General features: G+C 42.7%; 7 protein-coding genes. 5 read left to right on the forward strand and 2 right to left on the reverse strand.

Annotation, left to right across the window (positions count from 1 at the left end; all coding sequences use genetic code 11):
• Positions 1–195 precede the first annotated feature (195 nt).
• A complete protein-coding gene (locus tag VB740_RS22710; RefSeq protein WP_323202168.1) occupies positions 196–1,794 on the reverse strand; it encodes a cellulase family glycosylhydrolase in 1,599 nt (532 codons plus the stop codon).
• A gap of 576 nt (positions 1,795–2,370) precedes the next feature.
• Here VB740_RS22710 and VB740_RS22715 point away from each other — a divergent pair.
• Complete coding sequence (locus VB740_RS22715) at positions 2,371–3,177, forward strand: hypothetical protein (protein WP_323202169.1); 807 nt, start codon at positions 2,371–2,373, stop codon at positions 3,175–3,177.
• Between the two features lie 192 nt (positions 3,178–3,369).
• Here VB740_RS22715 and VB740_RS22720 read toward each other — a convergent pair whose 3' ends face one another.
• On the reverse strand, positions 3,370–4,083 hold the full coding sequence (locus VB740_RS22720; protein ID WP_323202170.1) for a hypothetical protein: 714 nt from the start codon (positions 4,081–4,083) through the stop codon (positions 3,370–3,372).
• A 293-nt stretch (positions 4,084–4,376) separates the two neighbouring features.
• Here VB740_RS22720 and VB740_RS22725 point away from each other — a divergent pair, with 293 nt between their 5' ends.
• The 4 genes from VB740_RS22725 to VB740_RS22740 all read left to right on the forward strand — a co-directional run bounded on the left by VB740_RS22725 (position 4,377) and on the right by VB740_RS22740 (position 12,375).
• Positions 4,377–6,116: a carbohydrate porin gene (locus tag VB740_RS22725; RefSeq protein WP_323202171.1), complete on the forward strand. Its 1,740-nt coding sequence runs from the start codon at positions 4,377–4,379 to the stop codon at positions 6,114–6,116.
• Positions 6,113–8,470: a tetratricopeptide repeat protein gene (locus tag VB740_RS22730; protein ID WP_323202172.1), complete on the forward strand. Its 2,358-nt coding sequence runs from the start codon at positions 6,113–6,115 to the stop codon at positions 8,468–8,470. Before VB740_RS22725 ends, VB740_RS22730 begins: the two co-directional genes overlap by 4 nt.
• 125 nt (positions 8,471–8,595) lie before the next feature.
• Positions 8,596–9,855: a glycosyl hydrolase family 8 gene (locus VB740_RS22735; protein ID WP_416290433.1), complete on the forward strand. Its 1,260-nt coding sequence runs from the start codon at positions 8,596–8,598 to the stop codon at positions 9,853–9,855.
• A gap of 180 nt (positions 9,856–10,035) precedes the next feature.
• Entirely contained in the window at positions 10,036–12,375 is a 2,340-nt protein-coding gene (locus VB740_RS22740; RefSeq protein ID WP_323202174.1) for a cellulose biosynthesis cyclic di-GMP-binding regulatory protein BcsB, read from the forward strand.
• Positions 12,376–12,395: the final 20 nt, after the last annotated feature.

The raw sequence follows: 12,395 nt of genomic DNA on the forward strand, positions 1-12,395 counted from the left end.
CGAAGAGACAGTTGTTGAAGGGGGCAAGGAGAAATGACCCCTTCAATAACTGCTGTGGAATCAAGGGAAAAAAATGGGTCTGAGTCCCCCACTTCTACTAACTGGCTCTCGTAAAGAGCCGGAAGCTAGCCCAACAGACGGGATCGAATCCCCACTTGAACCATCCCCCTTGCTCCCTGCTCCCTTGCCTCTTTTTCAAATCGAGACGGCGGCTGTTTGCTGCGGCTGATAGTCAGAACCAAGTTTGTTGGCACAAAACCCAATATCCCGTACTTGATTTGGTTCAATTGTTTTTCCCCAGTCCAAGGGAGTCACTACATACTGTATAGCTCCTTGCTGCTTAAAATCTGCGTTCCAAAAGTTATTAATCTTAGCTTGATTCATATTAAATGCCAGTTGCCAGTTATTAACCTTGGTATTACCCTGATTTGTAACTTTGAAGCTGACACAAAATCCAGTTTCCCAGTTAGAACTGATTTCAGTAGTGACTTTTAGTTGGGCAGTACTAGTAGTAGATGGGGAGATAGAAGGAGTAGGAGTTGGGGAAACAGGAGGATTAATAGGTTGATCTGGCGGTTGAACTTGTACAGTTGGGAGCAATTGGGACAGTAATTGCTGCTTGGGTAGATCAACACTTTGCCAATCATCTAATAAAATTCCGCCTGTATCACCACTATTAGGATTCCAACTCCAGTAAGTAAAGCTCAAGTTATTTTTTTGAATGTATTTCACCAATTCATTTTGCCAAATTCCTTCTTTGGAATTTAAGTCTACTTGCCGTCCTCCAAACTCCCCAATCAAGATGGGGGCGATATTCTGACTAGCGATATAGTTAAATCCTATTTGCCAGCGATCAATCAGATTGTTAGGAAAGTTAGAGTCATAAAAGTAGGGCTGATTGTACACCCCAGCGCCGTACTCATGAGGAGAATAGACTAGCTTATTAGAAAGAGACAAGCGTACTGGGTAATTTTTTACACCTTCTAAATTACCACCATACCAATGCTGTGGCAATTTTTGACCGGGGACATTCTTTTCCACTCCTTCAACGACAATTAGCCAATTAGGATTAACGCCCAGAATCGCATTGCCTGCACGTTCTGCTGCTAATCGCCAGTCAGTAGTTATATTGTTATCACCCCAGCTAGCTTTTCCGTGGGGTTCATTTTTTAAGTCTGCGCCAATAACGTTAGTTTGATTCTTGTATCGAATTGCTAACATTGTCCAAGTATCGATCCAGTCTGCCTCCGTAAAGCCGTCTCCATACCACAATTCTGGAATTTGCTGGTCGTTGAGGCGGTGGCTGTCGAGCAGGATTAGCAATCCTTGACGTTCTGCTTCCTGAATAACTAAGTCCATTACCTCCAAGGGTGTTCTACCTTGAAGTTCTTGGTTACTGCCAATTCCAAAGTCAATCCCACTTACATTAAGCGATCGCAATCCTGCCACAGAATAAGGTAATCGGATAACGTTATATCCTAAGCTTTTAATCTGTGCGAGCATTTCTTTATAATCTCGTTTCCATAAACCGTGAGGGGCGTGCGTATCAGTTTCCATTCCAAACCAATTAACACCTCTAAGTGATACAACCTTGCCTTTCGCATCCACAATTGTTCTACCAATTGTTGAAAGTGGTAAATCTATTGGCATCGCAGCCCTAGAAGCATCTAGCTGAATACTAGCAGGTCCTTTAGTCAAAATAATTACTAAAAATACTATTAGACTTAGGGAAAATATCAGTAATCGCTTATGTAATCTCAATGTTTTTGGTTTATTTTTATTGATAACTTGCATACTATGATTACTTTTCTTGTAGGGCAATATCTAAGTCGAATCAGCAAAAAAATATATGATGCTTTTTACGAGTAAGGAGATTTTACAGTATCTTTAGGTAAAAAGTATTTTTGTAAAATATGATTTTTATGCCGACGTTAAACATATGTACTCTGATTACAATGCGTTTATTTGATAGCTATTTATACTACTTAACTAACCTTCCATGCGTTTGACCATCTTAGTAAATTAAGAGCAATACTTAGCTAATATTGTTTCTGCATCTGTAAAAATTGGATAGTGGAACTCAAGAATGCTGGAAAGTTTGATTAGTAATACGTATAAACTCTTATCTAGGTTTTAAATTTCCCTTTATATAGTTTGTGGTAGTTACTTAATTTACAAAAAATTTACGTATTTCACTTAGTTCTTCATGAGTTTTCTATTGAAAGTATCTCGTATAGAGAATAACTTAGACAGTAAGGCAGTACATATATTGAGTGACCGTGAAAACTCTATAAAGCTAGATGTTATAAGCGGTATTTAGATCTGCTGCAATCTATCGATAGCCTTTTATTTTACAAAAGCTTTCTGAATATGACACTTTCTGCACTGCAAAAATTTTTACTACCACCTGCGATCGCTACTCTAAGTGTATTTTCTTTAATGTCATTTCCTGTTGCAACACTAGGCGATAAACAAATAGCTATCAAATTCCAGGAAGAACCTATTTTTGATGGCAAACTTAGAGATATTGCTATTCCTTACGTAGTTTTTGCAACTGCACTTAGTATAGGGTCTGGAATTTCAGCACTCGCTTTCTGTGGTTGGCGAAATTCTTCTTCTAAATCAGCGAAAATTCAGCAGGAATTATCTAATCTAGAGCAACACCTACAGCAAAAAGAGGCATTACTAAAAGAATGGCAAGTTTCTGAGCCTCGGTTGCAAACTTCTGGATTGAACGCTTTTTTAGATGACGAAGTACCTTTTGATCAAGCTTTCAGTTCAAAAAGCTCTGCAATAACAATAACTGCATCTCAACCTATTGGAGCGCAAACCCCAATGCTGATGCACACACACTCAGAAAATCCTGTGCCAAAGGTTGCAACTCAAGAAAATACCACTACTATGAGAAATATTGCTGCTAATTCTGCATTTGCAGCTGCCCAACCTTTCCTTGCCTATGCTCAAGAAAATCCTAACAGCATTAAAGAAATTACTGCTGCTGAAGTGAATCAAACAGCAATCATGCCATCAGAATTTGAAGATTTGCAAAAACAAATTAAAGATATGATGTTACAAATGCAAGCAATGCAGGAGAATTTGCAACTAACATCTCAAGTAACAAATGCTGAGGTAGAATCCAAAGCTACATTCCAGATTTACTATAATACTGTCCTTTAAAATTTACTCAAATCTGTTTATCAAAGAGCAATTAATATCTGCATACCAGCGCTCATATTGAGGCTGGTATTCCAGTTTTTATCTATCAAAAATAGAGATGGAAGGCTATAGTACCCCGTCCTTAATAAAGTAGGAAGTAAGTAGGGGTACATAGACAGGATTATTTTATGGGTTTGATGGTCATCTTAATTATCACCTAAGAAACTCTGAAGGAGTCACATAGGCATTCGTTTGCCTATTTTTTATTGGTGGAAGTAAGGTACTTTTAGAAGCTATGGATTGCGGTGGGATTTGATATCGGTTTCCCCAACCACCATTCAAGTCTTCCGGTTGCGGACGAGGTGGTATTGTTTTCCCCGTAGGTAGGGGTATTGTTAATGTTTGGCTAACTTCTAAATATCTTTCACCTTCGTTAGTAAAGCGAATCAACTTTCCTTCAAGCTTTTCAAGCTGTTGATTTTCTGACTTCAACTTTTGAGAGTTTTGATTATCTAGCTGTTCCGACTGAGTAGCAGGATCGAAAATAGCTACAAATGTAACGCCACCTTCTGGAAAGAGTGGTATTTGTGCTGGATTGGCTTGCCAAACTTCTTGGAAACTACCATTGGGTGAAACTTGCCACAGATTCAGCGCAGCCTCCCATTTTCCCTGCTTCACTTCCACAATTTGACGAGCCAGAATTGAACGGCTAGTATTCGTGTCTGAATTCAGTAAAGCTTCTGCTTGTCCTGATGCTGGACGTAAATAACGCACAGCGGACACTGTAATCTTACTAGACTCGGGGAGATTGGTACTACCGACGACATTGTATACACCTTTACTTGATATAAGTTGTACATCTGCAATTTTCATTTCCAGCTTTTCTTGTGCTTTTTGAACACAGCCATAATTGGTAGTTAAAAGCATTAGAAAGATGCTTACCTGGAAATTAGCAGTAAATAAAGCTTTAAATCTGTGCAAAATAGTCTTTAAATCAAGATAATCCATAATAAAAAATACTTTTTTGGCTTTTTACTAAGCAATCTGATGTTTTTACCTATTATGCCCAATTTATTGTTAAAACTAACAAATTTTATCGACTCTTAATCAATTAATTTAAAATTACGAATTTTTTTCGATCTAGTGGTTAATACTCATTTACTTTGCTAAAGTAGCGACATTCAATAACCTAAATATGTAGTTGTTACCCAACTAGGCTGATGAGGCAAATAGTATTAGATCGTTATAAATTTACTTTTTCAAGCCAGTACCACAAGGTTTATCCACTGCTTTGTACTGTCGCCGTCTCGATTTGCTGGGTACTGGCAGTGAGCGAAAAGTCTTCAGCTCAAGTCAACCCATCTCAGCTAGAGGCTCTCGACTACCAATTAGGTTTAGCAGAACCGCTACCAGTGGCTAAATTACCTGTCCCAGGGTCGCAGACATTACATCCTCCACGTGTAACGACTGGTGTAGCAGTTGCACCGATCGCTAATCCAGCGTTGAAAGTTGTAGAACCCAAACCAGTCAACGATCTCCAACAGATGGAGAGTGCCTTCATTGAGCAGCAAGTAACTGGAAAAGCCCCGGCAGCGGCACGTAGTTCTATTGCACCACGAGTGGCAGCAGGTTCTGGCCTTAATTTAGGATTGCAGGGACAGATGAACGGCTCAGAGCCACCAAGTAATTCAGCTCCACCGCCACCACTTGCCAACTTGCCTGTAACGCAAGAATTCACCGCACCAGCAGCACCAACTTTTAATCAACTACTCAGTTCTCAAATAGCTCCCCTGCCACCACTTCCGAATTTGCCTGCAACGCCAGAATTCACTGCACCAGGAGTAGCGCCAACTTTTAATCAACAACTCAATCCACAGACAACACCATCAGTCCTTAGTACGACTCCTACTCCAAGCGCAGCAGTGCCAGTTAACCCATCGACAACTACTCAACAACGCCGCCAGCTTCCTAGCAGTAGTTTAAGGGAACCCTCTTTACAATTCCAAGGAGTTTATATTACCCAAGGCGGCGACACTTCAGCGCGGGCGAGAGTCACTGGAATCTACCCATTGTCTCCTCAAGCTTTGATTGGGGCAACCCTAGACTTAACAAGCCAAGGCACCAACTTGGATGACTCCCGAAACGAGGGTTTGAACATCAACGAGCTTTATTTGGCGACTTCACTAGCAGGAGTACCTAATCTGCGGTTTGTGATCGGTCAAATAGATTTAACGTCTTATTTCGATCGCAACAGCTTTGCTAAAGATGGAGCCAGTCAATTCTTTAATCCGGTGTTTCAAACCAACCCAGCACTGGCGGCGACAGGGATTAGTTCCCGCACTGGTTTGTTAGCCGATTGGAGTGTCACCGACAATATTGAAGCGAAAGCGGCAGTCTTTTCATCAGCAGACAAAATCGGTGACTTTTCTTTAGATGGATTTGCTGGCGAAATCGGCGTCCGTTACGGCAATGCAATTATTCGTGGTACTTATGCCAGCGATCGCGACGCTGGTGTTGGTGATAGCTTCCTCGAAAGCTATAGCCTTGCCAGAGGAAACAATCAATTTGGCCCTGATAAAAATGATCGCGAAGAAGCATACGGTGTCAATGCCGAAGTCTTTATTCCTAATCTGAAATTAGGTTTGTTTGGGCGCTATGGTCGCTACGAAAACCGCACTTTAGGAGAGGGTGCAAATACTTACGTTTTGGGAGCTAGCTTTTTGGATCTGTTTACCCCAGATGACCGATTAGGAATCGCTTATGGACGCGCTCTCTCTAATGATCGCCTACGTCGTGAAAATCGTCCGGATGTATTGGAAATGTTCTATGATTTTAAATTTATTGACAATCTACGGATAGGCTTTTCGGTTCAAGCACGTGATGATTTCTCAGAAACAGTCTTCGGTGTCAGGGTTAAATCAGAATTTGATGTCACTCCCAGAGGGAGAATTACTCAATGAGTCAAAACAATATAGATAAAAGGCCAAAGGAAAAACCTAAAAAAATTAAATATCGTTCTATTTTTACTTGTTCATTTTTACTTTTTACTTACTTGCTAACTGTGCCATCTTTGGTCAGCATTGCCCCTGCTCAAGCACAGAGCTTATCAGCATCGGCACAAAAGGGTTTTGCATTGTTAAAAAAAGGCTTCATTAATGATGCGATCGCAGCCTTCCAGCAAGCCCTCAAAAGTCAACCGCAATCTTCACAAGTTCAGTTAGGATTAGCGATCGCTTATCGCAAAGCCGGACGTATACCTGAAGCTTGGAGTGCTTATCAACAAGTACTGGCAGTAGACACCAACAACCAGCTAGCTTTAAAGGCAGTTGGTATATTGGCTACTTATCGTCCTGAGTGGAACTTAAAAGGAATTGAAGCTCTGACAACTTTATTAGAGTTAAATCCTAACGATTCAGAAGGTCGTAGTTACCGCGCTCTCCTCTACTCTTATCAAGGACGATTAACCGAGTCCCTGGCAGACTACCAAATAGCGCTGAACAACAACCCCACACCAGAGGCAGTCGTTGGTGCAGCTCAAACTTATAGTTACAGTGGGGATTTTCCTAAAGCACTAGAGTTGTTTAACCGCTATCGCTCCACTGGTAAAGCCATTACAGGGTATGCAGCAGTAGCCTACGGTCGCTCCTTACGAGAAACAGGCAATCCTGGGGGAGCAGTACAGGTGTTAGAAGCACAGTTGCAGCGCTCCAATAAACTTGACCAGATAGGGTTTGAAACCCGTAAAGAACTGGCTGTAGCATATCTTGTCAATCAACAACAAGCTCAAGCATTGGCGGTTTTAGATGTATTACAGGGAAGGCCAGATGCGATTTTGCCCTTAGCGCGATCGCTCAATGAAATTCGTAAGTACACCAATAATCCTACTCTCACCCAGCAAGTTTTCAATCTCTACCGTCAAGCACTCCAAACCGATCCCAACCCTGACCCCAAACTACTGCGTGAAGTCGCTGATGTCTTTACTGGGTTCCCCGAAGGACGACAAACAGCACTGCAACTGTATCGACGGGTGGCTTTAGAATTTCCCAACGATCAAAGTCTGGTGGTGCAGCAATTGGCTTTGGAAAATCAGCTAGGTTTGCTCAGTAAAAATGACTTGAAACAGCGTTTGACTACTGCAATACAATCAGCACCGAGCGATCGCGTCCAGTTGCAACAACTAGCTAATGCCTTAGTAAACATTGATGCTCCCGACCCAGAATTTTTACCTGTGTACCAAAATCTTTTACAAATGGGGGTTAACGTCCCGTTTTTGAATTTCCGGGTAGCGCAGATGTATGTGCAGCGTCAAGATTTGAATGGGGCAAGGCAAGCCTTGGCAGCTTACACAGCTACCCCCGCAGGTGCTAAAGACCTTGCACCCCAGTTATTAGCAGCAGAAATTGAGCGTCGTGAGGGTAGTCTCGAAGCGAGTGCCCAACGTTACCAAGCTGTGCTTGCTAGTAAGCCAAATAGTAGCGATATTATTGATGCTACTTTGGCCGGACTGGCTGGAGTGCGACTGCAACAAAAGCGTTTTGATGAGGCTGTGACAGTTTATGACCAATTGATAGCCCGCAATCCTCAAAATTTGTCTATTCAACTAGGGCGTGCAAGTATCGCCTATCAAGCCAAGCGGATCACGCAACCAGAAGCAGAGGCAGTTCTCAACAATTGGTTAGCTACACAACCTGCAACTAATACTCCTCCAGAACTATACAGTTTGCTAGGAGCGCTGCCTACTGATCCACAAAAAGAAGCTTTATATAGTTATCTGCTAGAAGTTGACCCTAGTTCCATACCACTACAACTGCGCTTATTACAGGTGATAGCAAAACGCAATCCTGCTCAAGCACGAGCGCGGATGAAGCAGTTAATTGTTCGCATTCCCAAAACTTCTGACTCATACCAGTTGCAGGCAGAGTTGGCTCGATCTGTAGGTGATTTGAATTTGGCTAGCAATACCTATGAGAATATTTTGGCGCAGCAGCCAGATAACATCGATGCCCTAGCAGCTTTGGGCGGAATTCGCTTTGAACAACGCCGCTTTGAATCGGCACAAGAGATTTATGCTCAAGTGCTGGCACAAAAACCGGAAGACAAAGGTACACGCCGCGCCCTTGCTGGCTTGAATGCGATTTTAGATCAGCCTTTGACAGCGTTGGCACAGTTAGAACAACTACAACTCGAAGCAGCCGCAGAAGGAGGAAATGATAGCGATGCATCTCGGCAAATACAACAAATTCAAACAGACTTTCTGCTACGACGAGGATTTCAACCCCCTTGGGAAGACTATCAACGCCGAAACAGAAATTAGCGATCGCTTAACTTGCTTCATAAAAGTTAATTTTCAACAACTACAAGGGAACAATAAGGGTACGGAGATGACATTTTTGTGCTATCCCCATCAGCTAATTTTTTACAAATCAAATTATTCTTAGGATGTGGCACTTCCCAAGAGTGGCAGCTATTTCCTGCCTGATTGGTTTATCTGCCTGTGTCTCTAGTTACTCGGCAGCAAACCCCAAAACCCCGGATGAGCAAACTCCGGTGGCAAACGTCCCCACTGAAGGTAGTAGTCAAAATCTCACTGGATTATTAGCTGATCTCCCTAAATCCACCCCCAACCGGGAATTACTAGCCCAAAGTTGGGATAGCTACCGCCAAAGATTTATTCAGTCAGATGGACGGGTGATTGATTACGAAGCAAGCGATCGCTCAACTAGTGAAGGTCAAGCTTATGCTTTGCTAAGAGCAGTACTGATCAATGATCCGGCAACTTTTGCCCTGACTTTAAAGTGGTCAGAAAATAACCTCCAGCGCCAAGTAGATGGTAAACGCACAGATAGTTTGTGGGCTTGGAAGTGGGGACGAAAAGAAGATGGTAACTGGGGTGTCATCGACAGTAACTTTGCCAGTGATGGAGATATAGATGCGATTACTGCCCTGATTTTAGCATCACGGCGTTGGAATCGTCCCGAATACCTGGAACTGGCAAAAGTTAAACTGCAAGATTTGTGGAACTTGTCCACCATCTCAAAAACCCAAGGTAAGCGCTACCTGTTACCAGGACCTGTAGCTGCATTTGTCCCGAATGCATCTACTCTTTACCTGAATCCCTCTTATTTTGCACCTTATGCTTTTCGCATCTTTGCACAAGTTGACCCCCAACATGATTGGTTGAGTTTGGTAGACAGCAGCTATCAAGTGCTAGAAGATTCCGCAAAGCTTTCTAGCGTAGGTTTACCCAGTGATTGGATAGCTCTAAATACCAAAACCGGAAAATACCAAACCCTACCAGCATCTAGTAATCTGAAGAGTTTGTATAGCTTTGATTCCTATCGAGTCTGGTGGCGTTTGTCGTTGGATGCTGCCTGGTTCAACTCACCCCAAGCGCAGCGCTATCTAGTGAAATCCACTCAGCACCTGCAAAAACTGTGGAGTAAACAATCGAGTTTACCAGCAACTATCGATCTCCAAGGGAAAGCATTAGTGGATTACGAAGCTACATCCCAATACGCTATGTTTTATACCGCCATGCAGTTGGTAGAACCAGCGATCGCTCAAGAACTGCTTGTGAAAAAAATACTGCCTCAATACAAGCAGGGAATTTGGGGGGATCAATCTGCTTATTACACCCAGAATTTGGCTTGGTTAGGATTGCTACCTCCAAAGACAATTCCCCAGCGATTGCTTAAATGAAATTCCCTAACGCTGAGTTAGGGCATAAGCTTCCCAACTAACTTTTACTAGTGGCAGACTGACTCCGTTGATTTTAAAAAAAAATCCGATGGGATGATTTTGAAGTTCTAAAAGCAACAAAATACTTGTGCTTTTTACATAAAAAATTTGAGTAAATTCACACTAAAATCACACTTTACCATGAAGCAATTGTTTCATCTTTCCCAAATTAGTAAAAAAGCAATTATTGTTACTTCTTGCTTTTTTTTATTTCCTAGTTCATTATTGAGCGCTCAAGCTCAAACCAAAGGTGATCTGCAACAAGAAGTAACTTTATTAGCTCAAGCAACGACATCAGAAAATAATAGTAAAGCAGACTTAAAAGCTGCTAGTGCCAAGAATCTGACAAGTTACACCCTAGAATTTAATCGTAGTCCGATTGTGGGCAACCGGATGCGCTTACGCGGGGTTTACTCAGAAGGTCGTCTTGCCTTTACCCGTCCTCGTGGCTGGAAATTAGATCGGGGTAAGGTACAAGCTTTAATCCGTTTTCAACATTCACCATCCCTGTATGCCAATCGCTCTAACCTGACCGTGTTAGTCAATGGCACCAGTGTTGGTAGCGTACCACTCAATCGCAAAGAGTCCCAAGTAGGTCAAGTACTTTTTAATATCCCAACAAAGCTGCTGCAAGACTATAACGAACTCATATTGGTGGCACAGCAGAATAACAGCATTGAATGTAGCGACCCTAGTAGCCCCGACTTGTGGACGGAGATTCTGCCAGATTCCAAATTAATCTTGAACTATGAACGACAGCCGATTCCCCTGAATTTCAGCCGCTATCCTTATCCTTTCTTTGACGAACTCGGCTTAGAAACTAACCAAATTGCTTATTTGCAACCGAGTCAAGTTGATCAATCCTGGTTGACAACAGCAGCTCGCTTACAAGCAGCATTGGGGAGAATCGCAGATTTTCGCCCGATTCAGACGAGCTTGGTGTCTGATGTCGCAAATGTGAAGGCAAGCGATCGCTTGGTGATCATTGGTACTCCCAACGAGCAACCAACCCTAAATACTTGGAAGAATTTGCCCCTGAAAATCGTCAGCAATCAAATTCTTGATCGTGATAATAACCTCGTACCAGATGAAACAGGGGTGTTGATTATAACTAAAGCTGAAAAGAGTGGGGTTCCGGTTTTAATTGCTACTGGCAACAGTGCAAAAGCGGTGGAAAAGGCAACCCAATTTTTATCACAGCCAGATTTGCGGAAAATGGGGACTGGTCAGGTAGTATTCGTCAGTACCATCAAGGAAGGTTCTACACCAGGACTCCGCCAGTGGCCTCGTTATTTGCCAGAACAAAATTCTTTTAAACTGGGCGACATCAAAACCCAGGTAAATGGTGAGCCGTTTAGTGATGTAACTGTACGTGGGATCGGAGCGCCGCCAATTGAAATTGATTTTCGCGCTTTACCAGATGATCGGTTTGTCCGGGGTAGTTCCATGAATCTGGTGTATAGCTACGGGCCGCAGGTTAATCCGCGAACTTCGGCGATCGAAGTTTTACTGGATGGAGTTTTCATTGGTGGGGCACGTCTTGATTCTGAGGCGGGAGAAACTCGCAAAAACCTGAAAGTCAATTTGCCGGAAAATTTGATCAAACCCAGCTCGAAAATACAAGTTTTCTTGCGGATGAATCCCAGAGAACCGTTTGATAAACAGAATTGTCTTCAGCCACCAGATCAACAACTTACAGGTACGGTGCATTCTGATACTAGCTTCGACCTGAAGCGGGAAATTTCTACACAACTACCAGACTTGAACCTGCTGAAATTCGGTTTCCCCTTTGCTGCACCGCAGGATTTGTCCCAGACAGCGATTGTCGTGCCACAAATCCCCTCGAAGACAGATGTGTTGACTTTGTTAGCTTTTAGCGAACGCTTAGGAAGGCTCAGTCAAGCAGATGCTGTCAAACTAAATGTTTATACACCGGATGCTTTGCCAACAAAAGCCCGCAAAAATGACCATTTGGTAGGAATTGGAACGCGAGAAGACTTTCCTTTTCCCGAAGTATTTAATTCCACTGGCTTCAACTTGAGTCAGGCCTATTCCCGTTCCTCTGCCAATGCTGTGGTTCAGACCCCGCAAGATACACAAGGGATGATTAAGCAAATTATCTCTCCTTGGAATAGCGATCGCGTCGTTCTAGCTTTAACATCTCAAACCGAAACTGGTTTAGAGCGAGTGCGGCAAGTCCTCAATCAAGATCCGTGGTTCTTCCAACTCAAAAAGGATACGGTGCTAATTAGTAGCGATCAAAAAGACCCAGTTTCCTACGATGCTGATGCCTATCAACTACAGTTTTTCCAAAGTGCCCCAAACACTCGTCGCTTAGAAAATACCACTCTCCTCAGTAAAGCATCACGCTTTTTACAAGAAAATTGGCTATTGCTACCTGTAGGCATTTTCAGTGTGTCTTTAATTCTTTACGGAATTCTTCAGTTGTATATCAAGCGCTTGACTGCTGACAAAAAGTAGACACTTTCGATTAGGTATCG

Source organism: Nostoc sp. UHCC 0251 (assembly GCF_034932245.1).
In the GTDB taxonomy this organism is placed as follows: domain Bacteria; phylum Cyanobacteriota; class Cyanobacteriia; order Cyanobacteriales; family Nostocaceae; genus Nostoc.

Bases quoted from the DNA above. Each gene is read 5' to 3' on its own strand.
- VB740_RS22720 (WP_323202170.1), bottom strand. From the start codon at position 4,083: ATGCTTTTAACTACCAATTATGGCTGTGTTCAAAAAGCACAAGAAAAG.
- VB740_RS22740 (WP_323202174.1), top strand. From the start codon at position 10,036: ATGAAGCAATTGTTTCATCTTTCCCAAATTAGTAAAAAAGCAATTATT.
- VB740_RS22710 (WP_323202168.1), bottom strand. From the start codon at position 1,794: ATGCAAGTTATCAATAAAAATAAACCAAAAACATTGAGATTACATAAG.
- VB740_RS22730 (WP_323202172.1), top strand. From the start codon at position 6,113: ATGAGTCAAAACAATATAGATAAAAGGCCAAAGGAAAAACCTAAAAAA.
- VB740_RS22735 (WP_416290433.1), top strand. From the start codon at position 8,596: ATGTGGCACTTCCCAAGAGTGGCAGCTATTTCCTGCCTGATTGGTTTA.
- VB740_RS22725 (WP_323202171.1), top strand. From the start codon at position 4,377: ATGAGGCAAATAGTATTAGATCGTTATAAATTTACTTTTTCAAGCCAG.
- VB740_RS22715 (WP_323202169.1), top strand. From the start codon at position 2,371: ATGACACTTTCTGCACTGCAAAAATTTTTACTACCACCTGCGATCGCT.